This is a genomic window from Novosphingobium rhizosphaerae, from assembly GCF_050920675.1.
In the GTDB taxonomy this organism is placed as follows: Bacteria; Pseudomonadota; Alphaproteobacteria; order Sphingomonadales; family Sphingomonadaceae; genus Novosphingobium; species Novosphingobium rhizosphaerae.
In genome coordinates this window covers 453,247-478,334 of record NZ_CP137861.1, presented here as the reverse complement: position 1 = coordinate 478,334, position 25,088 = coordinate 453,247, and the positions used below count along the sequence as shown (strand labels likewise).

Annotated in this window: 22 protein-coding genes and 1 pseudogene; 14 read left to right on the top strand and 9 right to left on the bottom strand. The window is 66.8% G+C overall.

The features are described 5' to 3' along the window. The first annotated feature begins 150 nt into the window (after positions 1-150). Positions 151-519 (top strand): UrcA family protein, encoded by a 369-nt coding sequence (locus tag R9J51_RS02285; RefSeq protein ID WP_168556150.1) that lies wholly within the window; start codon positions 151-153, stop codon positions 517-519. A gap of 255 nt (positions 520-774) precedes the next feature. Here the strand turns inward: R9J51_RS02285 and R9J51_RS02280 are convergent, their stop codons facing one another. Continuing rightward, positions 775-1,266 (bottom strand): winged helix-turn-helix transcriptional regulator, encoded by a 492-nt coding sequence (locus tag R9J51_RS02280; protein WP_179506623.1) that lies wholly within the window; start codon positions 1,264-1,266, stop codon positions 775-777. Between the two features lie 153 nt (positions 1,267-1,419). Here R9J51_RS02280 and msrB point away from each other — a divergent pair, with 153 nt between their 5' ends. The 3 genes from msrB (at position 1,420) to R9J51_RS02265 (ending at position 4,534) form a co-directional block, all read left to right on the top strand. Then, a complete protein-coding gene (gene msrB / locus R9J51_RS02275; protein WP_169476821.1) occupies positions 1,420-1,818 on the top strand; it encodes a peptide-methionine (R)-S-oxide reductase MsrB in 399 nt (132 codons plus the stop codon). Positions 1,819-1,951: 133 nt separating this feature from the next. After that, on the top strand, positions 1,952-4,180 hold the full coding sequence (locus R9J51_RS02270; protein WP_179505758.1) for a PBP1A family penicillin-binding protein: 2,229 nt from the start codon (positions 1,952-1,954) through the stop codon (positions 4,178-4,180). A gap of 108 nt (positions 4,181-4,288) precedes the next feature. Continuing rightward, positions 4,289-4,534 carry a hypothetical protein gene (locus R9J51_RS02265; protein WP_179505757.1) on the top strand — a complete coding sequence of 82 codons (246 nt, stop codon included), beginning with the start codon at positions 4,289-4,291 and terminating at the stop codon, positions 4,532-4,534. Positions 4,535-4,585: 51 nt separating this feature from the next. Here R9J51_RS02265 and R9J51_RS02260 read toward each other — a convergent pair whose 3' ends face one another. The 4 genes and pseudogenes from R9J51_RS02260 to hflK all read right to left on the bottom strand — a co-directional run bounded on the left by R9J51_RS02260 (position 4,586) and on the right by hflK (position 8,819). Then, positions 4,586-4,933 carry a hypothetical protein gene (locus R9J51_RS02260; protein ID WP_179505756.1) on the bottom strand — a complete coding sequence of 116 codons (348 nt, stop codon included), beginning with the start codon at positions 4,931-4,933 and terminating at the stop codon, positions 4,586-4,588. A gap of 156 nt (positions 4,934-5,089) precedes the next feature. After that, positions 5,090-6,649 carry a Do family serine endopeptidase gene (locus R9J51_RS02255; protein WP_168556156.1) on the bottom strand — a complete coding sequence of 520 codons (1,560 nt, stop codon included), beginning with the start codon at positions 6,647-6,649 and terminating at the stop codon, positions 5,090-5,092. A gap of 117 nt (positions 6,650-6,766) precedes the next feature. Next, a pseudogene (gene hflC / locus R9J51_RS02250) lies at positions 6,767-7,608 on the bottom strand (protease modulator HflC). Next, on the bottom strand, positions 7,608-8,819 hold the full coding sequence (hflK, locus tag R9J51_RS02245; RefSeq protein WP_179505755.1) for a protease modulator HflK: 1,212 nt from the start codon (positions 8,817-8,819) through the stop codon (positions 7,608-7,610). Before hflK ends, hflC begins: the two are co-directional and overlap by 1 nt. Before the next feature lie 175 nt (positions 8,820-8,994). Here hflK and R9J51_RS02240 point away from each other — a divergent pair, with 175 nt between their 5' ends. The 6 genes from R9J51_RS02240 (at position 8,995) to dnaA (ending at position 17,339) form a co-directional block, all read left to right on the top strand. Then, positions 8,995-9,972, top strand: coding sequence for an Mrp/NBP35 family ATP-binding protein (locus tag R9J51_RS02240; protein ID WP_179505754.1), 978 nt, complete (start codon positions 8,995-8,997; stop codon positions 9,970-9,972). A 41-nt stretch (positions 9,973-10,013) separates the two neighbouring features. Further along, positions 10,014-12,335 carry a molybdopterin cofactor-binding domain-containing protein gene (locus R9J51_RS02235; RefSeq protein WP_179505753.1) on the top strand — a complete coding sequence of 774 codons (2,322 nt, stop codon included), beginning with the start codon at positions 10,014-10,016 and terminating at the stop codon, positions 12,333-12,335. Further along, entirely contained in the window at positions 12,335-13,387 is a 1,053-nt protein-coding gene (gene hemH / locus R9J51_RS02230) for a ferrochelatase (protein ID WP_179505752.1), read from the top strand. The genes R9J51_RS02235 and hemH overlap by 1 nt, the downstream gene beginning before the upstream one ends. Before the next feature lie 95 nt (positions 13,388-13,482). Beyond that, positions 13,483-14,658 (top strand): cytochrome P450, encoded by a 1,176-nt coding sequence (locus tag R9J51_RS02225; RefSeq protein WP_179505751.1) that lies wholly within the window; start codon positions 13,483-13,485, stop codon positions 14,656-14,658. Between the two features lie 293 nt (positions 14,659-14,951). Beyond that, positions 14,952-15,212, top strand: coding sequence for a 30S ribosomal protein S20 (gene rpsT, locus R9J51_RS02220; protein ID WP_168556163.1), 261 nt, complete (start codon positions 14,952-14,954; stop codon positions 15,210-15,212). Between the two features lie 687 nt (positions 15,213-15,899). Further along, complete coding sequence (gene dnaA, locus R9J51_RS02215) at positions 15,900-17,339, top strand: chromosomal replication initiator protein DnaA (protein WP_246866114.1); 1,440 nt, start codon at positions 15,900-15,902, stop codon at positions 17,337-17,339. A gap of 232 nt (positions 17,340-17,571) precedes the next feature. On the opposite strand, the gene R9J51_RS02210 is transcribed toward dnaA, so the two are convergent. Further along, entirely contained in the window at positions 17,572-17,733 is a 162-nt protein-coding gene (locus R9J51_RS02210; RefSeq protein ID WP_179505750.1) for a hypothetical protein, read from the bottom strand. A 35-nt stretch (positions 17,734-17,768) separates the two neighbouring features. Between R9J51_RS02210 and R9J51_RS02205 the strand changes: the two genes are divergently transcribed. Then, positions 17,769-18,590: a HesA/MoeB/ThiF family protein gene (locus R9J51_RS02205; RefSeq protein ID WP_432787789.1), complete on the top strand. Its 822-nt coding sequence runs from the start codon at positions 17,769-17,771 to the stop codon at positions 18,588-18,590. A 161-nt stretch (positions 18,591-18,751) separates the two neighbouring features. Here the strand turns inward: R9J51_RS02205 and R9J51_RS02200 are convergent, their stop codons facing one another. Next, the gene (locus tag R9J51_RS02200; RefSeq protein ID WP_179505748.1) at positions 18,752-19,471 is read right to left on the bottom strand and encodes an NAD-dependent deacylase; all 720 of its coding nucleotides are present in this window, start codon (positions 19,469-19,471) and stop codon (positions 18,752-18,754) included. 58 nt (positions 19,472-19,529) lie between these two features. Beyond that, on the bottom strand, positions 19,530-20,579 hold the full coding sequence (locus tag R9J51_RS02195; protein WP_168556167.1) for an NAD(P)-dependent alcohol dehydrogenase: 1,050 nt from the start codon (positions 20,577-20,579) through the stop codon (positions 19,530-19,532). 106 nt (positions 20,580-20,685) lie between these two features. Between R9J51_RS02195 and R9J51_RS02190 the strand changes: the two genes are divergently transcribed. Then, on the top strand, positions 20,686-21,579 hold the full coding sequence (locus tag R9J51_RS02190; protein ID WP_179505747.1) for a LysR family transcriptional regulator: 894 nt from the start codon (positions 20,686-20,688) through the stop codon (positions 21,577-21,579). On the opposite strand, the gene R9J51_RS02185 is transcribed toward R9J51_RS02190, so the two are convergent. Beyond that, positions 21,580-23,400: a HAMP domain-containing methyl-accepting chemotaxis protein gene (locus R9J51_RS02185; protein ID WP_179505746.1), complete on the bottom strand. Its 1,821-nt coding sequence runs from the start codon at positions 23,398-23,400 to the stop codon at positions 21,580-21,582. Between the two features lie 231 nt (positions 23,401-23,631). Between R9J51_RS02185 and dapB the strand changes: the two genes are divergently transcribed. Together dapB and nth are read left to right on the top strand one after the other, a co-directional pair. Further along, complete coding sequence (gene dapB / locus R9J51_RS02180) at positions 23,632-24,366, top strand: 4-hydroxy-tetrahydrodipicolinate reductase (protein ID WP_168556171.1); 735 nt, start codon at positions 23,632-23,634, stop codon at positions 24,364-24,366. A gap of 5 nt (positions 24,367-24,371) precedes the next feature. After that, a complete protein-coding gene (gene nth / locus R9J51_RS02175; RefSeq protein WP_179505745.1) occupies positions 24,372-25,061 on the top strand; it encodes an endonuclease III in 690 nt (229 codons plus the stop codon). Positions 25,062-25,088 lie beyond the last annotated feature (27 nt).

Here is a 25,088-nt window from a genome sequence, read left to right as displayed (position 1 = left end):
TGGTCGAGGGGCGCGCGCCGACCCTCGAAGATGCGGTTAAACCAGCGACATACCGCAAGGCCTGAACCGCCAGGCGGCCAGTCCAACGAGACCAAGCCCGAACCCATTTCGATCCGTGCTTTTGTCCCACCACGCAAAAGGAAACGACCGATGTCTGTCTTCAGCCCCGCCTTCCGCCCGCTTGCCCTTTCCCTTGCCGCCGCCGGTGCCCTGGCCGGCAGCAGCATGCCCGCTTTCGCCCAGGCCCCGGCCGACTCGATGATCGACGCGCCGAGCGGCATGACGATGACCGTCACCCGCGTGCCGGTGAAGATTTCCGATCTCAACCTGATGAGCGTGGAAGGCCGCGCGGCGGCCGATCGCCGGGTGCGTGCCGCCGCACGCCAGGCCTGCGCCATTGGCTTGGGCAAGGTGACTCTGGAACAGGCCCAGGACCAGCGCAACTGCTTCAGCGCCGCGCTGCGCCAGGGCAAGGTCCAGGTTGCGCTGGCGCGCGAGCAGGTTCTGGCCAGCCGCTGATATCGTGGCGGGTCCTGCCTGCCGCGAGTGGGGATCCCAGGCGCAGTGCGCAATCTCATCATCGATGAATTTGCGCGAACGAAACCGTTTTGGCCCCATTCATGAAACAAAGCCCAGACAAGAGCTTGCCGCACGCGCAGTCCCCCGTGCGGTTGGCGGGGCAGGGTCGCCGTTTCCACCGGCGATCCTGCCCCGAATACTTTTCAGCGAATCACAAGCCCGTCGACGCGCGAACCTGCTTGATCAGGCGAGCGTTCATGCCGGTTCCTTGGCCGGGGCAGGGGCAGGCGGCGCGATTTCTTCGCGGCGGCGCCAGGCAAGGTCTGCCGGGCCCAGCGGACGCCCATCGTGCGCACGCAGGACGATCGGCGCGATCGGCTGGCCATCGCGCGCATCGCACAGCACCGGGTTGCAGGAAATGCCAGCGCCCCACTTCTCGCCCCATTGGCGCAAGGCTAGCATCGCCGGCAGCAGATCGAATCCCTTGGGAGTCAGCCGGTATTCCACCCGCCGCCGATCGTCGGAACAGGGGATGCGCGCCAGGATGCCGTGATCGACCAGGCGCGACAGCCGGTTGGACAAGATGTTGCGCGCAATGCCCAACTGGGTGAGGAATTCCTCGAAATGGTAGATGCCGTTGAACGCGGCGCGCAGGATCATGAACGACCAGCGCTCACCCATCACCTCCAACGCCACGGGAAGGCTGCACTGGGCAATGTCTGCCAGAGGTTCTTGCAATTTTTCCATCACGAGGCCGTCATAGCGCATTGTGCGCCGCTTTTTAAGCGATGTGCGACAGGAAGTGCCAGTATGGTCTGCGAAGGCTCGAACGGGGGCGCCGCGGCGATGTTGTGGCGTGGCGCCCGCCACCCCATATGGGCGGCAAAGGAGATCCCATCCATGAGCGAAAAACTGAACCTGACCGAGGCGGAATGGCGCGAACGCCTGAGCCCGGAGCAGTATCACATCCTGCGCCAGGCCGGCACCGAGCGGGCGTTTACCGGCAAGTACGACAAGAACAAGGCCAGCGGCGATTACACCTGCGCCGGGTGCGGGCAGCCGCTGTTCACCTCGGCCACCAAGTTCGACAGCGGGTGCGGCTGGCCCAGCTTTACCCACCCGATGGACGAAACCGCGGTGGAGGAAAAGCGCGACACGTCGCACGGAATGATTCGCACCGAAGTGCGTTGTGCCCGCTGCGACGGGCACCTGGGCCACGTGTTTCCCGATGGGCCCGCGCCGACCGGGCTGCGCTATTGCATGAACTCTGCCGCGCTCGACTTCACGCCGGAAGAATGATCGGCTAGGGAGCGAGCCAGGGCGCCCTGGCAGGCATCCATTAACCCTGCGTTACGGATCGCCTGTGCAAGGGCGGCTGATGGCTCGCAAACTTGGCGCAGTGTTGCGCTTTCGAGGAAACCGGTAACCACTGATGGCCAGACGGGACGTGCCCCGCCGCGGACAAGACGGCGAAGACCCCGCGCAGCGCAGCCGCGCGCCTTCCACGATCGGCCGATGGCTGCGCCGCCTTGCGGTGTGGGGCATCGGCATCGTGCTGCTGGTGGCGTTGGGCATCACTGGCGCGGTGCTGGTGACGGCCCGTTCGCTGCCCAGCTACGACAAGCTCAAGTCCAGCCAGGCTGGCCAGATGATCGTGGTGCGAGCCAACGACGGTTCGGAAATCGTTACGCTCGGGCCCAGCTACGGCAAGTGGATTCCCTACAACCGCATTCCCCAGCCGATGAAGGATGCGCTGGTTTCGGTGGAAGACCGCCGCTTCCGCGAACACTGGGGCGTGGACCCGGTGGGCATTGTCCGCTCGGTCATGGTGCGTGCGCAAAGCGGGCGATGGCGCCAGGGCGGATCGACCATCACCCAGCAGTTGGCGCGCAACATCTTCCTCAACAACAGCCGCACGTTCGATCGCAAGATTCGCGAGGCGATCCTGTCGCTGGCTTTGGAAAGCAAGTTTTCCAAGGACCAGATCCTCGAGTTGTACCTCAACAAGGTCTATTTCGGCGGCGGCGCCTATGGCGTGGATTCGGCCGCGCGCAAGTTCTTCGGCCATTCGGGCGAGGAACTCTCGCTGGGCGAGGCAGCGATCATCGCCGGCCTGGTCAAGGCGCCTTCGCACTATTCGCCCACCGCCGATGCGCAAGCCGCAGTGGACCGCGCCAAGGTCGTGCTGGAAACCATGGTCGATGCCGGCGCGTTGACCCCGGCGCAGGCGGCGGCGGTCGATCTCAAGGCCGTGCACCTGGCCGCCGAGCAGGGCCAGAATTCGGCCCGCTATTTCACCGATTGGGTGCTGCCGCAGCTTGACGTGCTGGTGCCCGACAACGACCAGCCGATCGAGGTCTGGACCACGCTCGATCCCGTGGCGCAGCGCGCGGCGACCGATGCGATCACCACGCAGGTACCCAAGGGCGCCCAGGGCGCCCTGGTGAGCGTGGACCGCGATGGCGCCGTGCTGGCCATGGTGGGCGGCACCGATTACGTCACCTCTAACTACAACCGCGCGACCAATGCCGTGCGCCAGCCCGGTTCGGCGTGGAAGCTGTTCGTCTATCTCGCCGCGCTGGAACGCGGCTATCGCCCAGAAGACCGCGTGGTGGACGAGCCCGTTACGATCGATGGGTGGAGCCCGCGCAATTCGGGCGGCAGCTATGCCGGCCAGATCGACGTGCGCACCGCCTTTGCCTATTCCAAGAATACGGTGGCCGCGCAGCTCGGCAACGAAGTGGGCTTTAGCGCAGTAGCCAACATGGCCCGCCGGTTTGGCATCACCACCCCGATCAACACGATGCCCTCGATGGTGCTGGGCACCAGCGACGTGCGCGTGATCGACATGGTGCGTGCTTTCGCCTCGGTAGAAGCCAAGGGCCGCCTGGTGACGCCCTATGGCATCCGCAAGGTGACGACGACGGACGGGGAAGTGCTGTACAGCCACCGCCCCGATGCGCAGCAGCAGCTTGTGCCCGATTACGTCGCGGCCGAGATCACCGACCTGCTGCAAACCGCGGTGAACATCGGCACCGGCCGGGCCGCGCAGATCGGCCGCCCGGTGGCGGGCAAGACCGGCACCACCAGTTCCAACAAGGATGGCTGGTTCCTGGGCTTTTCCAGCGGCGTGACCACGGGCGTGTGGATGGGGCGCGACGATGCGCACCCTGTGCCCGGCCTGCAGGGTGGGACCGCCCCGGCGCGCGCCTTTGCCGCCTATATGCGCGTGGCCACGGCCAAACGCCCGGTGGAGCAGTTCGACAACCAGCTCAAGTTGCCGGAATGGCAGCTTGAGCCCGACGACGAAGCCCTGCTCAACAATCCCAACGACTATTACTATACCGACGAGAACGGCAACACGGTCAACGGCCAGCAGGGCGATGGCCTGGAAGGTGCGCAGGGCAACGGGCCACAGGGCAACGGGCCGCAGGGCCGCACGCCCGATGACGCCATTCCCGTGGACCAGGATGGCCTGGGCACCGGGCCAGCCGCGCCGGCGCGCCAGGCGCCGCGCAATGCCCAGCCTGCCGCAAGCGATGACCTGCTCGATCGAGCGACGGGGCGCACGCGCCAGGCCCCGAGGCCAGCGCAACCGGCGGGCAAGCCACCGGCCAAGACCCCTGCGGACCGTAGGGCGCAGGATTGGCAGGGTTATTGAAACCTGTGATATGATGAAAATGCAGCCGGGGCGCGAACCATTCGCGCCCCGGTTCGTTTCTCGCCCATGACTGGCGGCTTATGCGCTGCCATCGATGGAGCTTGAAACATGAGCCTATTCCAATGGGCCGCCGCAGCGGCGGCAGGTTACGTCATCTATCGCGCCGTTCGCAAAAAGGGCGAAGAAGCAACCAGCCCGGCCGCGTTCGCGCCTGGCGAAACGCCGGGCGAGAACTTTTCCAAGGTGCGTTCGGCCGGCACCCAGGGCATGCGTTCGGATCCGCCCAAGTGGGACAAGCAGGACGACGTGGTGGACGAAAGCTTCCCAGCTAGCGATCCGCCGTCGAACTACTGAAGCAGCTTACCCAGCCCGGTGCCGAGTGGATCGGTGCCGGGCAAGGGCAAATCAGTTGCGCACGCGGATCAATTCGGGCGGCTGACGCGCCGCGACCGAGACGTGGCCCTTGGCCATGTGGATATACGACGCGCCGGCCGCTTCGGCTAGGTGCCAGTGTTTGACGGCGCCGGCACCAGCCTCTGCCCGCAATTCGATCATGTCTGCGTCGACGGTGACCGCTTCGACCTGTTGAAACAGCAATTCCAGCGCAACGCGGCGGTGGGTGCGGCGATCGGGGCACGAGAGCAGCCGGATCGCGACCGTCTTGGCCAGAGTGTCGATCGCGATGTCCTGCACCAGCGAATCATGGCCGTGGTCCAGCGCCAGCTGCTGTTCGATCACATAGTTGGCCCGCATCGTCGCCCTCCTCGCAATCACAGGGAAGCATACGCGCAACGGCTGCCGAGACAAGACCGTGTTTGTGCCAGAACGAGACAGTCCGAACGCAACAAGGGCCGGCACCCCAGGTGGGATGCCGGCCCTTGTTGTATTTGCCCCTTGTGGCGGGCGCGATCAGCGCAGGCGGATCGGCAGGTAGATGGCCGGCTGGCCCGCGCGCTGCACGCGCAGCAGCACGGCTTCGCGATTCTCGGCCTTGGCCTGGCGCACCACGGCTTCCAGATCGGCCACGGTCGCCAGGACGCGATAGTTGGCCGAGAGGATGATGTCGCGACGCTGAAGACCCTTGGCACCGGCATCGGACGAGCTGTCCACCCCGGTGACCACCACGCCGCGCGTATCCTCGCTTACGCCCAGCTGGCGGGCGATCTGCGGGGTCAGCGGCACGGCAGCCACGCCCAGCGACTTCTGGATCAGGCCACCGGCCTGAGCCTGCTTTTGCTGTTGCTGCTGCTGGCCATCGCTGTTGTCACCAAAGCCGCCATCGTCTTGCTGGTCGGGGTCGAAGCTCTGGTTGGCCAGTTCTTCCTCGGTCGGGCGCTTGCCCACCACGGCGTTGACCGTCATCGGCTTGCCGTTGCGCACCAGGTCGATCGCCACGGTCTTGCCCGGGGCGGTGTTGGCGACGATGAACGAGAGCGTCTGGTCGGGCTTGACTTCCTTGCCATCGACGCGGGTGACCACGTCGCCCGCCTGGATGCCGGCCTTGGCCGCGCCGGCGCCGGGTTCGACCGACTGGATGAATTCGCCGCGATTCTTGGGCAGGCCCAGCGAGGCGGCGAGATCATCGTTGATCGGCTGGATGCGCACGCCCAGGTAACCACGCTCGATGGTCTGGCCGTTCTTGAGCTTTTCCACGATCGGGGCGGCGATTTCGGCAGGGATCGCAAAGCCGATGCCGACGCTGCCGCCGGTGGGCGAATAGATCGCGTTGTTGATGCCGATCACGTTGCCGGCCATGTCGAACATCGGGCCGCCCGAGTTGCCGCGGTTGATCGAGGCATCGGTCTGCAGATAGCGGTCATAGGCGCTGCCCGAACCGGTGGCGCGATAGACCGCCGAGATGATGCCCTGCGTCACCGTGCCACCCAGGCCAAAGGGGTTGCCGATGGCAATGACCCAATCCCCCACGCGCGCCTTGCGCGAATCCCCGAACTTCACGAACGGAAACGGCTTGGTGCCGGTGATCTTGAGCACGGCGAGGTCGGACGCGGCATCCTTGCCCACCAGCTTGGCCGGGTATTCGGTGCCATCGGGCGTGGTAACCGAGATCGATTCCACTTCGCCCTGGCCATCGGCGGTGATCACGTGATTGTTGGTGACCACATAGCCATCGGCCGAGATGATGAAGCCCGAACCCAGCGACTGCGCTTCACGCGTGCCGCCGCCCTGGCCACCCTGGCCGCCGCCGAACAGATCGCCGAACGGCGTGCCGGCAAAGGGATTGTTGTTCTGGACCTTGACCCGCTGGCGGGTCGAGATGTTGACCACGGCCGGCTGCAACTGGGCAGTGAGGTCGGCGAAGCTGGATGGCGCGCCCTGGCGCGGGGTGATCGCCTGAATCTGCGAGCTGTCATTCTGCGCCACCTGGGCGCCGGCCGGGAAGCCCGTTGCCAGCGTGAGCGCGCTGCCGGCGAGAAGCAGTGCCGTAGTCACTCCATAAGCGTATCGCACGAGGGTTGATCCTTTATTCGCTTGTTGCTTGACGCGGCGTGAGGGAAAACCGCGCCCGATCCGGGTGCCGTTTCACGCTTCGTCGCATGAACGGACTTTGAATGGAACAGGTTCCGATTACGGCCCCCTGAATTGCTTCAGATAGCGGTTGTCGGGCGAGAGGATGATGCTGGTATTGCTGCCTTTCTGGGTGAAAGTGTAGTCATAACTCTGCATCGCGCGGTAAAAGTCATAGAATTCAGGATCCTTGCCAAAGCTGGCCGCATAAATACGGGCGGCTTCCGCTTCGGCCTGGGCACGAATGATCTGCGCGTTCTTTTGCCCTTGTGCGGCAATCGTGGCCGCTTCCTGCGCGCGCGCCGTGGCCATGCGGGCAAAGGCGGATTCCAGCGGCGTGCCATCGGGCAGATCGGCGCGCTTGATCCGCACGTCGATCACCTGGGCGCCATATTCGCGCGCCTCGCGATCCAGCCCTTCGCGAATGCGCGCCATGGCCTCGCCGCGTTCGGGGTGAGCAGCGACGCGAACGTGCGGTTGCCCAGTTCCTGGCGCAGCACGGAATTGAGGATCGGCTGCAGTTGCTGCGCCACGCGATCCACCGTGCCGGCGGTTTCATACATCTTGATCGGATCGATCACGCGGAAGCGGGCATAGGCATCCACTTCCAGGCGGCGCTGGTCGAGCGAGGTGACCTGCTGGCGCTCCATATCGACATCGAGCACGCGGCGGTCGATGCGCACCGCCTGTTCGAAGAACGGCAGGCGCCAGACCAGGCCCGCCCCGCTGCGGCCGAAATCGCCGTGCGGGGTATAGCGGTTGACCACACGCACCGGCTGGCCCAGCCGCACGATTACGACCTGCTGGGTTTCGGGCACCACGATGAGGCACGAAAGCAGCGCCACGAGGGCGATCGCAGCGCCGATCAGCACGCGCTTGTACTGCAGGAGAAGCGTTTCCATCAGCGCTGCCCTCCCTGGCGCGCATCGTCGGATGGCGGCGGCGTCTGGCGCATTGCGGGCAGCGGCAGATAGGGCACGGTGCCCGGCGCTTCGACGATGACCTTGTCGTTCTGGCCCAGCACGCGCTCCATCGTTTCGTAATACATGCGCCGCTTGGTCACTTCTGGGGCCAGCTTGTATTGTTCATAGACCTTGTCGAAAGCGGCCGCTTCGCCTTGCGCGGCGGCCAGTTTCTTCTGCGCCCAGCCTTGTGCCTCGTTCACGTCGCCTTGCGCTTTCTGCTGGGCGGCAAGTACTTCCTTGAACGCATCGACCACTTTGGCCGGCGGGTCGATCTTGGTGATTTCCACGCCCTGGATGCGCACGCCCGAACGATAGGCATCGAGCACGCGCTGCATGCGGTCGCGCACGTTCTGCTCGATCGTGGCGCGGCCAGAGCCCATGGCATCGTTGAAGCCCACTTCGGCAATCGCCGCACGCATCGCCGCTTCGGCCACTTCGCGCACCGACTGGTCGGGATCGGCCAACTGGAATGCGTAGAGCTTGAGATCCTTGATGTTCCAGCGCACCAAATAGTTGACGTTGACCAGATTCTGGTCGCCGGTCAGCATCAGGCGTTCGCCATCGCCTTCGGGGATGGTTTCGCGCTGGATCGAGGTGACGTCCCGCGTTTCGACTTGCTGGATCGGCCAGGGCGCAGTGAAGGAAACACCCGGCCCCAAAGTGCGCGAATAGGCGCCGAAAGTGGTGACCAGACCCTGTTCCTGGGGCGCGAGGCGATGCGTGCTCGATCCGCACAGCCACAGCAGCGCCAGCGCGGCAATGCCCAGCGGCCACCAAGACTTGCCATCGGGGCGTTGCGGCAGGCGCAAGTTGGGACCGCGCCCGCCGAGCAGCGGATTGCCGCCGCCCCCGCCGCCACCATTGCTGCCGCCGCCCTTGCCGCTGCGCGCGCGAAAGATGTCTTCGATGCTGGGCGGGCGGCGGCTATCGCCGGCGGGCGGCAACCAGGGATTGCGCGGGCCTTCCGGCTTGGCGCCAGGCTTTTCAGAGCCGCTCGGGCTGCCGCTGGATTGCGGGCCCGCCTCGGGCGATGCGCGCTCGGGCGTGTCTTCGCCGTTGGGTGAATCTTCTGGTGGGGTGTTGCCATCGTCCCGGGCGGGCCGGTCAGGCTCACCATTATGGCCCCACGGGCTTTTGCGGTCTGTCATGACCAGGTTTCCGAAAGGGGCGCGAGAGGGCGCAGGGCCAGTCCACGAAAAGCAGTCATGCCCAGTCTTATAGGAAGGGATCGCGTGAAAAACAGTGTCTCGTTCCCAAAATTCGTCTGCTAGGGCCTTTCTGACAGGCTGCCGGTTGCGCCGGGGCCAGCGAACAACGAGCAGGATGAAAGCAGTGACGATCGATGAAGCGGCCGTGCGCCAGGCCATTGCCGATGCCGTGGGGGCTGCAAGGCTCCAGGTTCTGCGCGTGACGGGCGAGAGCGGCACGGCGGTGATCGATGTTGCCGGGCTGAATGCGGCGGCCCGATCCGCCGTGGAACAGGCCGCCAAGGATGCCGCACGCGGCGCGGGCCTGGCTGAACTGCGCGTGGCGCTTACCGCCGAAAAGCGGAACCGGCGCATCTTGGCCGTGGGTTCGGGCAAGGGGGGCGTGGGCAAGTCCACCCTTTCGGCGAACCTGGCCGTGGCCATGGCCCGGCTGGGGCGCAAGGTGGGCCTGGTCGATGCCGACATCTATGGCCCGTCGCAGCCGCGCCTGCTCGGTACCGAGGGGCGCAAGCCCGAAGCGCGCGACAAGACGATGATCCCGGTGCAGAGCCCATGGGGCGTGCCGATGCTTTCCATGGGGCATCTGGTGCAGCCGGGCCAAGCGATCGCCTGGCGCGGGCCGATGGCCGGCAGCGCGCTGGGCCAGCTGATCGAGGCCGATTGGGGTGATACCGAAATCCTGGTGGTCGACCTGCCGCCCGGCACCGGCGACGTGCAGTTGACCATGCTGCAGAAATACAAGCCCACGGCGGCGGTGATCGTCTCCACCCCGCAGGACCTGGCGCTGATCGACGCCACGCGCGCCATCGGCCTGTTCGACCAGGGCAAAGTGCCGGTGCTGGGCGTGGTGGAAAACATGGCTGGATACCTCTGCCCGCATTGCGGCCAGGTGAGCGATCCGTTTGGCCATGGCGGCGCGGAAGTGACGGCGCGCGAACTGGACCTGCCGTTCCTGGGCCGGGTGCCGCTGGATATTGCCATCCGCCAGAAAAGCGACGCGGGCGAACCGCCGGCTGCCGGCGAAGGCCCGCAGGCGCAGGCGTTCTCCGCCATTGCCCGCTCGGTGCTGGCAGCGCTCGACCAGCTGGCCTGATCCCTGCGCGCGCCATGGGTCCGTCATCAGCCCTGCGACGATTGAAGCCCACCCGGCGCGGCGTGCTGATCGGGGCTGGGGCGGGCGGCGCGCTGATTGCCGCCTTTGCCCTGGTGCCGCGCCATTATGCTTCGCCGCTGGTGGCCGGCAAGGATGGCCGCGTGGCCAATGCCTTTCTCAAGCTGGCGCGCGATGGCACGCTGACCGTGGCGGTGCCGGCCTGTGAAATGGGCCAGGGCGTGACCACGCTCATGGCGCAGATCGTGGCGGTGGAATTGGGCGCGGACTGGGCCCAAGTGGCGGTGGAGCCCGCGCCGCTCAGCCCCGCCTATGCCGATGCGGTGCTGGCGGCGCATTGGGCGCCGCTCTGGCTGCCCACCTGGCTGCCGATCCTGCCCGATGTGCTGGACGATCCGGCCAATGGTCTCACTCGGATGAAAGCCGAGCGCGGGCCGATGATGCTGACCGTGGCGGGCACGAGCCTGGCCGCGTTCGAACAGCCCTTGCGCGAAGCGGCGGCCACGCTCCGCGCGCTATTGATCGCAGCCGCTGCAGCGCAATGGGGCGTGGCGGCCGACGGGCTCGACACGCAGGGCCATGCCGTGGTGGGCGGGGGCAAGCGCCTGCCCTTTGCCCGCCTGGTCGATGCCGCGCTCGATCTCGATCCGCCAGGCAAGGCTCCTTTGCGCGCCAGCCCGGCGCGCGAGGCGCCCAGCCGCTTCCCGGCCGGCAGCCGGCTCCCTTTTCCGCGGCTGGACTTGCCGGCCAAGGTGGATGGCAGTTTCGTCTTTGCCGCCGACGTGCGCCTGCCGGGCATGGTCCATGCGGCCATTGCCCACGGGCCCCAGGGCGATTGCGTGCTGTCTACCTGGGACGCCCAGGCCGCCGCCCGCGTGCCGGGGTGCCTGGGCGTGGTCCATGCCAAGGGCTGGCTCGCGGCGATCGGGGTGACCTGGCATGCGGCCGATCGCGCGGTGGCGGCGATGGAGCCGCGCTTTCGCGCCCGAGGGGCCGTGGCCGATGGCAATGCGATCGATGCCGCGCTCGACACCGCGCTCGCCAAGGGTAGCCCCAAGCGGCTATGGGGCCGGGGCGATCCTACCGCCTTGCTGGAAAAACCCAGTCTTTCGGCGCGCTACGACATCGAGCCGGCCCTGCATGCCCCGCTTGAGCCGGCGACATGCACGGCGCGGATCGAGCATGGCCGGCTGGAACTGTGGCTGGCGACCCAGGCGCCCGAGGCGGCCCGGCGCGAGGGCGCCCGCGCCGCAGGCCTTGGCGAGGGCGACGTGGTGGTCTATCCCATGGCGGCGGGCGGCAGTTTCGATGCGCGGCTCGATGCGCGGATTGCGGGCGAGGCGGCGGCCTTGGCGCGGGCCACCGGCAAACCGGTGCAACTGACCTGGTCGCGCTGGCAGGAATCACTGGCGAGCCTGCCGCGTGCACCGGTTTCGGCCCTGCTGGAAGCGGGCATGAGCCCCGACAAGCAGCAATTGCTGGGCTGGCGCAGCCGTATTGCCATGCCGGCATCGCTGCGTGAAACGGCCGCGCGCGTGCTGGACGGGGAAAGCGCGGCCAGTGCGCGCCGCTGGCAGGGCAGTGCCGATCCGCTGGCCCTGGAAGGGGCGATGCCGCCTTATGCCATTCCCGAATGCGCAGTCGATCATGTGCCGGTCGCGCTGCCGCTGGCCACGGCCCGCATGCGCGGCGGCGGCGCGGCGATCACCGCGTTCCTCACCGAAAGCTTCATCGACGAATGCGCGCATTTCGGTGGCAGCGAGCCACTGGCGTTCCGCATGGCCATGCTGGGCGGCCAACCGCGCCTGGCGGCCTGCCTGCAAGGGGTGGCGCGCCTGGCGATGTGGGGGGGCGGGGCCGATGCCTCGGGCCAGGGAATCGCCTGCCACGCGATGGAACTGGCCGGCCCCGATGGCCCGCGCCAAGGCTATATCGCGGTGGTGGCCACGGCGCGCCAGGCCGATGGCGCGATCCGGGTGGAGACCCTGAGCGCCTGCGTCGATATCGGCCGGGTGATCAATGCCGACATCGCGCGCCAGCAGATCGAAGGCGGGCTGTTCTTCGGGCTGGGACTGGCGGTGGGGGGCAGTACCGGCTATGCCGCCGGGCGGCCGCTGGCTGGGCATTTCAGCCAACTGGGCCTGCCGCTGCTGGCCGATTGCCCCAAGGTCGATGTTGTGTTTGTTGACAGCAGCGCCCAGCGGCAAGACCCGCCATCGCTCGATATGCCGTTCGATCCCGGCGATCTGGGCGTGGTGGCGGTGGCGCCGGCCATTGCCAATGCGTTGTTCTCGGCCACCGGGTTGCGGCTGCGCCGCCTGCCCCTCTTGTCTGAAGGCGTTTGATGACCGCTGCTGCTGCCCCCCATTCCTGCCCTGCGCACCTGCCGGCAGACCATCCGCCGGTGGCCACGGGGCGCATCGGCGTGCTGCTGGTCAACCTTGGCACGCCGGATGGGCCCGACGTGCAATCGGTGCGGCGCTATCTCAAGGAATTCCTGTCGGACAAGCGCGTGGTGGAAATCCCCACGCTGCTGTGGCAGCCGATCCTGCGCGGCATCATCCTGCGGACCAGGCCCAAGAAATCGGCCCATGCCTATGCCCAGGTGTGGGGCCCGGAAGGGTCTCCGCTGGCCGCGATCACCGCGGGCCAGGCGCGGGCGCTGCAGGCACGGCTGGGCGATAGCGTGATCGTGCGCCATGCCATGCGCTATCAGAACCCGGCGATGGGGGCAGAGCTGGACGCGCTGCTGGCCGCCGGGTGCGAGCGCATCCTGGTGGCACCGCTCTATCCGCAATATTCCGGGGCGACCACGGCCAGCGCGCTCGATGCCCTGGCAGACTGGATCAAGGCGCGGCGCCGCTTGCCCGCGCTGCGGACGCTGCCGCCCTATCATGACGACGCTGCTGCGATCGGCGCGCTGCATGCCGATCTTGCCGGCCAGATCGGCGCCCTCTCGTTCGTGCCCGATGTGCTGCTGCTGAGTTATCACGGCATGCCCGAGCGCACGCTGCATCTGGGCGATCCCTATCATTGTCATTGCCGCAAGACCTCGCGCCTTCTCGCCGCGGCCTTTGCCCAAAGCCATCCGGGGCTACGCGTGGAAACCAGTTTCCAGTCGCGCTTCGGCCGGGCCAAGTGGCTGGAGCCGGCCACCGACACCACGCTGGTGGAACTGGCCCGGGGCGGGACGCGCAAAGTGGCGATCGCGGCGCCGGGCTTTTCGGCCGATTGCCTGGAAACGCTGGAGGAACTGGCCTTGCGCGGGAAAGACGATTTCATCGCGGCGGGCGGCACTGATTTTGCTGCGCTGTCGTGCCTCAATACCTCGGGCGCGGGCATGGATCTGCTCGAAGCGATCGTGCGGCGCGAACTGGCGGGCTGGATCGAGCCCTGATCCTGCCGGTTTTGCGCATTTGACACGCCCGCGTGGCGTGGCATTCTCTCGGTCACGGCCAGAACCGGCAACAGGTTCGGCCAGATGGAGAGAGCATGCTGACGCCGGCGAACGATTTGCAGAACCTGAATCCCCGTGCCCCCCTTCCAGAGGGCCATGCATTGCCCCTGGCGGGCGATGGCGAGTCCCTGGTTGACACCACGCTGGCGAACGCGCCGCTGCCCGTTCCGGAAACCAGCGGCGGGCTCGGCTGGGGCGATCCGCTGGCACGCCTGCTGCGCGACAAGGCGCGCCTTGGCCCGGTCTTTCGCCAGGGCAAGCGCGTGATGCTGCTGGATGCGAGGTTCAACCGGCTGGTGCTGGACGATGACGGCACGCAGTTTGCAGCCCTGGGGGCCGATCGCGCCGCGGCCGCGCGGGATGCGGCGGGGCAGGCGCCAGCCGTTCAAGAAGCAGTGCTGGGCGCGGTATTCCATGCCGAACTGGCGCGCTGGCGGGCGGGCACGGTTCGTGTCCAGCCGGCCCTGGCGATGATGCTGGCGCGCGCGCTGGTGCCGGCGATGACCGGGCTGGCCGCAGGATCGGGCGCGGCCGAGCGGCTGGCCGGGGCGCTGGCCACCCTGGATGATGGCGGCAGCCTGCTGCGCCGCGCCATGCCGCGCGGGTTGCCGTCCTCGGCGATGGGCGCGCGCCAGGCCATGGCGCGTGGCCTGGCCCAGGCCGGGCACACCGATCCGGCGATGCTGGAAACGCTGCAGGAATGCCATGCGGTGGGCTTGCGCCTGCTGTGTACCCTGGCGCGGCACCTGGCCGAAACGCCGGACTGGCAGGATACCTTGCGCGCCGAAGTGCGCAGCGCGCGCGCGGCAGGCCGCACCGCACCGGTGCCACTCGAACTGGTCGAAATGGCCACGCACGAGGCGTGGCGCCTGATGCCTGCCCCGCTGTTGGTAGAGCGGCGCCTGGTCGCGCCGCTGCCGCTGGGTGAGCATTGCCTGGAGGCGGGCGCGGTCGTTGCGATCAGCCCGGCGGCAACCCATGTCGATGCCGCGCTATGGCCCGAGCCGGCGCGGTTCGACCCGCTGCGCTTTTCGAAGGCGCGCCTGCACGACCGGCCCGGCGGGGCTTGGCTGGCCAAGGCCTTGCTGGCGCCTGCGGTGGCGCAGGGCGTGGAATTGGTCGCGCGCCAGGCCGTGGCGCATGTGCTCGATCGTTTTGCCCTGGCGCCCGCTGGCGAGGGTGGCAAGGTGGCGCTGCGGCTGGTCGATTGAGCTTTGGCCGATTGAGCTTGCCCGATTGAGCGCGGGGCCAACAGCGGCTATGGCCGCCCATCGAATCGCGCGACTTGGCGATCCGACATCGCGCCCGTCGGAAACGGGCAGGCCGGGTTGGCCGGACGAACGCGGGGTGCAAGCATCGCCTTGACGATTCGTCCACAGCCCGGTATGGGCGCCGCTTTCCAGCGGGCTTGCCCGCCTTGTCGAACGACCAAGTCGAGCAAGACCAGGACATTTTCCGGTCTGCCCCCCGGGGTGGCCCGCCAGAGGACAGAAACAGGACAGACATGGCCAATACGCCGCAAGCCCGCAAGCGCATCCGTCGCAACGAACGCCGCGCCGAAATCAACGGCAACCGCCTTTCGCGCATCCGTACCTTCGTGAAGAAGGTGGAAACCGCGATCGCCGGTGGTGACAAGGCCGTCGCGGCCGAAGCGCTCAAGGCTGCCCAGCCTGAACTGGCCCGTGGCGTTGCCCGCGGCGTGGTCCACAAGAACACCGTGGCCCGCAAGCTCTCGCGCTTGAGCAAGCGAGTCGCCGCTCTCTGATTCGGCGGCTTTGCGCCCTTTTTTGTTAGGGGACGCACTGCGCACAAATACGGCTTTGGCCGGCGTGATGAACGCCGGCCATTTTCGTCTGCGCGATATGCGACGGTTCGATGACACGGCACGGACGTGCAAGTGACGGATTTGTGGCGATTCGCATGATGCGCATTTTGTTAATTAGCCAAATTTCAATGACTTAAGCGATTTTCGCGCAGTTGTTGAGTCAAGGCTAATTATTTCAGAAATTTTGCGCCTGATGGGCTTGCACAGCCCCCGCAGTGGCTCATAGACAGAGACCACGCCGCGCGTTGGCCGGTCCGTTACGACACGGATCGATCGGGGCACGGTGTCACGGAACATCGCTCGATACGGCAATCTGCCGTGCCCACTGCGGCACTGGCGGACAGGTAGGCTGTGTCCGCGGGACCCTGGCGGTTCGGTCTTTGCCGATACGCCATGCCCGTGGGCGTTTGCCTGCAACGCGGGGGCATCTGGCCGCAGGCCTGGATTATTTACGTGGGACGGCGAAGCGTGAAGATGGATCAGTTCGGCGGTGCAAGTGGCGGTGCGGGTGGCACGGCCGCAATCGGTTCCCAAGGTGGCGGCTCCCCCAATGGGGCAGCTGCGCTTGTGGCAGCCAGTGGACGCGCCGCGCAGGCCGCAGCGCCACGGAAAGGACGTGACGGGGGAATGGAGGACCAGGAAGCGCTCGACCTGGCGGCCGATTGGGCCGACATCAGCCAGGGCCTCAAGAAGGACCTGGGGCCGCAGCTGCACACGCAGTGGATCAAGCCGATCCAGCTGGGCAGTTTCTGCAAGGAAACCGGCACGCTGGACTTGTTCCTGCCCACCGAATTCTCGGCCAACTGGGTGGCCGATCGCTTTGCCGATCGCCTGTCTCTGGCGTGGAAGATCGCCCGGGCCGAAGTGCGCCAGGTGCGCATCACCGTGCACCCCCGCCGCCGGGCCATGCCCGAGTTGCGCGTGGGTGGCCGGGCAGCACCCGAGCTGCGCGTGGCGGCTGCCAACGAAAGCGCCCCGGTGCTGGCCCCGGCCAGCCGTCCGGCGCCGGCCCCGGCGCCGACCGTGGCAGGATTCGATACCGCCGCTTCGGGCATCGACCCGTCGCTGACCTTTGGCGATTTCGTCACCGGCAGTGCCAATGTCCTGGCGCTCAACGCGGCGCAGCGCATGGCCGCGGCCGAAACGCCGCAGTTCTCGCCGCTCTATCTCAAGGGCTCTACCGGCCAGGGCAAGACCCACCTACTGCATGCCATTGCCAATGGCTTCATGGCGGCGCGCCCCGGCGCGCGGGTGTTCTACTGCTCGGCCGAACGGTTCATGATCGAATTCGTCCAGGCCATGCGCCAGAACGAGATGATCGAGTTCAAGTCGCGCCTGCGCAGCTTCGACATGCTGCTGGTGGACGACATCCAGTTCATCATCGGCAAGGCCAGCACGCAGGAAGAATTCCTGCACACCATCGATGCCCTGCTCAGCGCCGGCAAGCGCTTGGTAGTGGCGGCCGATCGCGCGCCCCAGGCGCTCGACGGGGTCGAACAGCGCCTGCTCTCCCGCCTGTCGATGGGGCTCGTCGCCGATATACAGGCTGCTGACATCGAGCTGCGGCGCCAGATCCTGGAGCACCGCCTGTCGCGCTTCACCAGCGCCCAGGTGCCGCAAGACGTGGTCGAATTCCTGGCCCGCACGATCAATCGCAACGTGCGTGAACTGGTTGGCGGCCTCAACAAGCTGATCGCCTTTGCCCAGCTCACCGGCCAGCAGGTCAGCCTGCAACTGGCCGAAGAGCAGCTGACCGACATACTGTCGGCCAACCGCCGCCGCATCACGATCGACGAGATCCAGCGCACGGTGTGCCAGTTCTATCGCGTCGATCGCTCGGAAATGGCGTCCAAGCGCCGCGCCCGCGCGGTGGTGCGTCCGCGCCAGGTGGCGATGTACCTGGCCAAGGTGCTGACCCCCCGGTCCTATCCCGAGATCGGCCGCAAGTTTGGCGGGCGTGATCACTCCACCGTGATCCACGCCGTGCGCCTGATCGAAGACCTGCGCAGCCGCGACGCCGACATGGATGGCGACGTGCGCACCTTGCTGCGCCAGCTGGAAGACTGATCGCGGCATGATCCCGGCGCCCAACGGCGCCGGGGCATCCCGGACTGTCCCCGCCGTTTGCCGGGATTTGCCCAAGGTTATCCGCCGACCATCCCGTGGTTATGCACAGGGTTGCGCGCACTATTGTCCGCAGCCTTGTCCACGCGCTGGGCACAGGTTTATGCCCAGCTTGTCGACAGTGTTATGCTGCAGTTTTGCACCGGGTTGCCCACACCCGATCCACCGCGTGTGCTCAGGGTTTTGCGCTGACTTTTCCACAGGTGCTGGCGGTATCGAACCATGTGCCGCCACCGGCGCGGCATTCCCGTTCGGCCCAACGCCCCTTGCCCCACCAGCCGATTACCACGCCCAGTAGCAGGGCCAGCACCAGCACGATCCAGATGCGATCTTTCATGCGCCTGCTTGTGGCCCAGCAAGGCGCCTTTGCAAATGGCCCTCTCGCCTTTTGGCGTTCGCGCGCCTACCTCCACCACCATGACGCCAGAACGCCTCGATCGCTTTGCCCGACACATCGTGCTGCCTGAAGTGGGAGGCGCCGGCCAGGCGCGGATCATGGGAAGCCATGTGGTGCTGGTGGGCGTGGGCGGGATCGGCGCCCCGGCGCTGCAATACCTGGCCGGTGCGGGCGTGGGGCGGCTGACCCTGATCGACGATGACGTGATCGAGCCATCGAATCTCCAGCGGCAGACGATCTTCACGCTGGCCGATGTCGGTCGGCCCAAGGCCGATGCGGCGGCCGACTGGGTGGCGCGCTTCGACCCCGCCTTGGCGGTGACGGCGCAGCGCACGCGCATCGCGCGCTACAATGCCGCCGGCTTGGTGGCCGGCGCCGATGTGGTGCTGGATGGATCGGACAATTTTGCCACCCGCCTTGCCGTATCGGATGCCTGCGTGGCGGCCGGCGTGCCGTTGACCAGCGCGGCGCTGGGCCGGTTCCAGGGACAGGTGGCCAACTTTGCCGGGCATCGGCCGGGGCATGCCTGCTATCGCTGCTTCGTGGGCGATGCGTTTGACGCGGAGGATTGCGACACTTGCGCGGCACAAGGCGTGCTGGGGGCGATGGTAGGCATGGTAGGCACCTTTGGCGCCATGGCAGCCTTGCGCGTTCTGCTGGAAGGCGTCGCCAGCCTGGGCGATCCGCAATGGGGTGAATTGCATGTGCTCGACGGGCTCAAGCCATCGCTGCGCACCATGCGCATCGCGCAGGATCCCGGCTGCGCCACGTGCGGCCACGCCGCCCCGGCGGCCTGACAAAATACGCAATATACCGCGTTCGGGGGATGGCGGGCGGACGGCGGAAGCGTAGAATTATCGTGCGACCCGACAGGCGCGTGGTGCAAGCCATGAACCTGGGACTTGGCCCGGACCGAGGCTTCTTCGTAAACCTTGGCCGGGCTTTTTCGCATTTGCTGTCAGGGTGTCTTGAGCAGTTCGTCTACCCATTCAGGTACGACCTGCGTGGCCGGGCCCAGCCGCGTATCGTGGAACCATGCCGAGCCCTGGCTGCGTTCCAGATTGAGTTCGACCGTTTCGGCCCCCAACTCGCGCGCCAGGCGGACGAAGCCCGCCGCCGGATAGACCGCGCCGGAAGTGCCGATCGACACGAACAGGTCCGCGCGCTGCATGGCATCGTGGATATCGTCCATGCGATAGGGCACTTCGCCGAACCACACGATATCAGGCCGAAGGCTGGCTGCGCCGCACGCCGGGCATGGCGGACGGTCGATCAGCGGGTCGGTCCAGGCGTGGCGCGTGTCGCATGCGGTGCACCAGGCCGACAGGTGCTGCCCGTGCATGGCGATGAGATGGCGCGAGCCGGCCCGCAGGTGCAGGTCGTCGACATTCTGGGTAACGAGCGTGACGCTGCCGCCGGGTACTTTTGCCGGCCATTCGTGTTCGAGCCGGGCCAGCGCACGATGGGCGGCGTTGGGCGCCTTTTCCTGGATCGCAGCGCGCCGCAAGTCGTAGAAGCGAAGGACGAGGTCGGGATCACGCGCGAACGCCTCGGGCGTGGCGACGTCTTCGACGCGGTGCTGTTCCCACAGGCCGCCGCCATCACGAAAGGTGTCGATGCCGCTTTCCGCCGAAACGCCGGCACCGGTGAGGATCACGATATGCTGGGGCAAGGTCATGCCCGCGATCATGCCGGATCGGCACGGGCGTGCCAATCCGGCATGAGGGTCAGTACAATCAGGCGAACGTGCTGGAATCGATCACGAACCGATAACGCACGTCACCCTTTTCCATGCGGTCCCAGGCCTGGTTGATATCCTGGACGGCGATGGTTTCGATTTCCGAGACGATGCCATGCTCGGCGCAGAAATCGAGCATCTCCTGGGTTTCGGCGATGCCACCGATCAGCGAACCGGCGATCGAGCGGCGGCCAAAGATCAGGTTGAACACCGTTGGGCTGGGGTGCGGGTGCTCGGGCGCGCCAACCAGGCACAGCGTGCCATCGCGCTTGAGCAGCGTGACGAAGGCATCGAGGTTGTGGCTTGCGGCCACGGTATCGAGAATGAAATCGAGGCTGCCGGCTTGCGCGGCCATTTCATCCTCGTTGCGCGAGACGACCACTTCGTGCGCGCCAAGGGCCAGGGCTTCCTCGCGCTTGGAAGGGCTGGTGGTGAACGCCACGACATGGGCGCCGAGCGCACGGGCGAGCTTCACGCCCATGTGGCCCAGGCCGCCGATGCCGACGATGCCGACTTTCTTGCCCGGCCCCACGTTCCAGTGGCGCAGGGGCGACCACGTGGTGATGCCGGCGCAAAGCAGCGGTGCCACTGCGGCAAGCTGTTCGGGCGCGTGGCGCACATGGAGGACGAAGCCCTGGTTCACGACGATCGACTGGCTGTAGCCGCCCAGGGTGTGGCCGGGAGCATCGGCCGTGGGCGAATTGTAGGTCTGGACCATGCCTTCTTCGCAGAACTGTTCCAGCCCATCGTGGCACGAGCCGCAATGGCCGCACGAATCGACCATGCAGCCCACGCCCACGGTGTCACCCACCTTGAACTTCGTCACGTCGGCGCCCACGGCGGTGACGTGGCCGACGATCTCGTGGCCGGGGACTACCGGATAGACCGCGTTGTTCCATTCATTGCGGGCGGTGTGCAGGTCGGAATGGCAGACCCCGCACCAGGCGATGGTGATGGCCACATCATTGGGGCCGGGTTCGCGGCGGGAAATGGCAAGAGGGGCAAGCGGCTGGTCGGCCGCGGGCGCGGCATAGGCCATGACGGTCATGCAGCAGATCCTTTCAACAGGGGAGGGACGTGGCCGCGTTCTAGGCCATCGCCATTAATCTGATAATGGGCTAAATCCTGCATGAACTGATATCAGGAATGCATAAATGGCCCGGCCCGATCATGACGACCTGCGCGCCTTGCTGGCCGTGGTGCGCGAACGCAGCTTTACCCGCGCGGCGGCGCAGCTGGGCACGTCGCAATCGGCGTTGAGCCGCACGATTGCCGGGCTCGAAGCGCAGATCGGCGTGCGCCTGCTCAACCGCACGACCCGCGCCGTGGCGCCCACGCCCGAAGGGGAGCGGCTGGCGCAAGGCGTGGCACGCCACTTTGCCGCGATCGACGCGGCAGTGGACGCCTTGGGGGAGAGCCTGGCGCGGCCCGCCGGCCTGGTGCGGCTGACCGTGGACGAAGGTTCGGCCAACACCGTGGTGTGGCCGGGGCTGCGAAGCATCCTGCGGGCCTGGCCCGATATCCAGGTGGAAGTGCTGGTGGACAACGGCCTGGTCGATATCGTGGCGGCCGGGCTCGACGCCGGGGTGCGGTCGGGCGATATCCTGGCGCGCGACATGGTGGCCGTGCCGATCGGCCCGGCCTTGCGCATGGTGGTGGTGGCAACGCCGGCATTCTGTGCCGGGCGCGATCTGCCCCGCCATCCGCGCGATCTTGCCGCACACCCCTGCATCAACTTTCGCCTGCCCACGCGCGGGGCGATCTATGCCTGGGAGTTTTCCCGCGGCAGGGAAGCGCTACGCATGCGGGTGGAAGGACCGGTGACCGTCAACACCCTGGCCATGGCCGAGCAGGCGATGCGCGATGGCTTGGGCTTTGCCATCCTGCCGGAAAGCATCGTGGTGGCCGACATTGCTGCCGGCCGCCTGGTGCAGGTGCTGGAAGACTGGTGTGAGCCCTATCCCGGCTATCACCTCTATTACCCCAGCCGCGCCCACGTTTCCCCGGCCTTGCGCGTGGTAATCGACGGTTTGCGCTGGCGCGGGTGATCAGGCGACCAGTGATCCTGCGGCAAGCGGTGCTCCTGCGCCAGCGAGCGAGGCCTTGCGCAGATGTGCCCCGCCCACTTGCGGGCGGCGGTCCGGGTCACGCGTGCGGAACTGGGCGACGAGCGAGTCGAGTGCGGCGGCTTCGGCGGTGAGATCGGCAGTGGCGGCGCTGGTCTGTTCCACCATCGCGGCATTCTGCTGGGTAACGCGGTCGATCTCCACCACCGAATTGCTGACTTCGCCGATGGCCGTGGCCTGATCGGCGGTGCCGGCGGCGATCTCGTCGACCATGCCGGTCAATTCGGCCACCTGGACCAGGATATGGCCCAGAACGTCGCCGGTCTGCTGCACCAGATCGACCCCGTCGCCCACGTGGGCGGTGGATGTGGCGATCAATTCCTTGATGTTTTTGGCCGCGTCGGCGCTGCGCTGGGCCAGCGCGCGCACTTCGGTGGCGACCACGGCAAAGCCCTTGCCCGCGTCGCCGGCGCGCGCGGCTTCCACCCCGGCGTTGAGCGCGAGCAAGTTGGTCTGGAATGCGATGCCGTCGATCACGCCGATGATCTGGTTGATCTCTTGCGCCGATCGCTCGATCGCTTCCATCGCGCTGACCGCGTTGCCGACCACCATTTCGCCGCGCGTAGCCTGATCGTGTGTTTGCGTGACGCAATCGCGCATGATCCCGGCGCGGGTTGCCGTGCCCTGGATCGCGCCATTTACCTGGCGCAGCGCAGCGGTGGTTTCCTCCACGGTGGCGGCCTGGCGGGTGTTGCGCTGGGAAAGATCGTCGGCCGCAGCGTTGATTTCGCGAATCGTGGTGAGCAGGCGCCGCGCGCCGATGCGGGCCGCGCCGATGGCCTTGGCCAGGGCCGTGCTGGCCTGGTTGTAGTTGCTGCGCAGTTCCTCGTACTGATCGGGGAACGGGGTGTGGATGCGATATTCCAGGTCTTGCGCGGCCAGGCGTTGCAGGCCGATGCTCAATTCCGACACCACTTGGCGCTGGACCGCCAGATCGCGGTCCGCCATCTCGCGCGTGCGGCGCTCCACGCCGTCCTTGATGTCGAGCAGGGCATGGCTGATCGCGCCCACTTCGTCGGTCAGCTCGGTGCAGGGTACCGGCCGATCGAGATAGCCGCCGGCCATTTCGCGCATGGCGTGGGCCAGGCGGCGCAGCGGGCCGGTAACACGGTGGCGCAGCAGCATGACCACGCCCAGCGCGGCCAGGGTCGCCAGGACGCACAGCGTGGTGGAACTTCGAATCGATGCCGCGATCGAGGACGCGCCGTTCTGGCTCAATTCCTGGCCGCGCGCCTGCAGCGCATCGACGTGGGCGGAAATGGTCTTTTCCAGCTTGGGGCCCAGCGGACTGAGGTGTTCTTCATAGAGCACGATGGCGTTTTCGCGGTTGGCTTGCACTTGCGCGCGGACGGCGGCCGATGCGGCTTTCCACTCGGTCCACTGGCGGGCGATTTCGTCCACCGCGCGGCGTTCCTCGTCGCGGGAACGGCCGCGCAAGGCGGCGATGCGCTGGTCGATCTCGGCGATCTGGCGGCCCATCTTGTTGTAGTTGGCGACGCGGTTTTCGTCGCTCAGCGGCACCAGCGTCTTTACCGAGCTGATGCGCACGGCGATCATCAGGCTTTTCAGGCCGCTCCATTCGGCAATGCCTGGAATGATCCGGCGTTCGAGTTCTTCGGTCTGGACATTGGCCTGAATGGCCGATTGCATGGGGACCACGGCGCAAGCGACGGCCATGGCCGCCAGCACCGTATTGCAGCTAAGCGAAATGGTCGTGATCTTCAAACGGCCCAGAATCACCATTGCGGACTCCATCTGAATTCGTGCTGTACATTGGCACAATGCGTCAATGCTGCCTGATTTAGATGTCGCTTATGAAATTAGCGTGGTTGGCAATTTACGGGATTCATCGCAGCCTCGGGCCTGGCCTGCACCATGGCCCGATGGGGCGGGCGCTGGCATAGCCGCTTTCCGGCTCGACCGGGCAAAGGCGCGGTCTTATGGAAGCGGGCAAACAGCGCAAGGGCAGAAGACATGGCACGCATCGGCATCATCGGCAGCGCAGGGCGCATGGGGCAGGCGCTGCAGGCAGCGGTGGTGGCCGCCGGTCACGAACTGGCCGGGGGCATCGACCGCGAGGGTGATCCTGTCGCGCTGGCCCAGGCGAGCGACGTGCTGGTGGATTTTTCCGCACCCGCCGCACTGGAATTCAACCTCGATGCCGCGATCGGCGCGGGCAAGCCGATCGTGGTGGGCACCACCGGCCTGGAAGAACGGCACCACTGGTTGATCGATGCGGCGGCGGTTTCGATTCCCGTGCTGCAGACCGGCAATACCTCGCTGGGCGTCACGCTGTTGGCGCACCTGGTGCAGGAAGCGGCCGCGCGGCTGGGAGAGGATTGGGACATCGAGATCGTCGAGACGCACCACCGCATGAAGGTTGATGCCCCGTCGGGCACGGCGCTGCTGCTGGGTGAAGCCGCGGCGCGCGGGCGGCAGGTGGGCCTCAAGGACGTGGCCGTGCGCGGGCGCGATGGCATTACCGGCAAGCGCGAGGCGGGCACGATCGGCTTTGCCGCGCTGCGCGGCGGCAGCGTGGCGGGCGACCACAGCGTGCATTTCCTGGCCGATAGCGAGCGGCTCAGCCTGTCGCACCTGGCGGAAAACCGGGGCATCTTTGCCAAGGGGGCGATTCGCGCCGGCGAATGGCTGCTGGCGCAGGGGCCGGGGCGCTATACCATGCCGCAAGTGCTGGGGCTGGGAGGCTGACGGCCTTGAAGAAGGACCAGATCTTCGAGTTTTTTCGCCGCCTGGCCGAAGCCAACCCTTCGCCCGAGACCGAGCTGGCCTATGGCAACACCTATCAGTTGCTGGTGGCGGTGACGATTTCGGCGCAGGCGACCGACGTGGGCGTGAACAAGGCGACACGGCGCCTGTTCGAAGAGGTCAAGACCCCGGCACAGATGGTGACGCTGGGCGAGGAAGGCCTGAAAGAGCACATCAAGTCGATCGGCCTGTTCAACACCAAGGCCAAGAACGTGATCGCCCTGTCGGAAATGCTGGTGCGCGATCATGGCGGCGAAGTGCCGGCCGACCGCGACGCGCTGACCGCGCTGCCCGGCGTGGGCCGCAAGACCGCCAATGTCGTGCTCAACACCGCGTTCGGCATGGAAACCTTTGCGGTGGACACGCACATCTTTCGCGTGGGCAATCGCACCGGCCTGGCCAAGGGCAAGACGCCCGAGGCGGTGGAGGCCCAGCTCGACAAGAAAGTGCCCGGGCCCTTTCGGCTGGGCGCGCATCACTGGCTGATCCTGCACGGACGCTATGTGTGCAAGGCACGTACCCCGGAATGCTGGCGTTGCGCGGTGGTTGACCTCTGCGCGTTCAAGGGCAAAGTTCTGGAACAGGGCGCCAAGCCGCCGGTTGCCAAGAAGGGTGCTGCGCGCAAGAAGAAGGCCTGATCCGGCGCTGCTCTGAACACGGCCCCG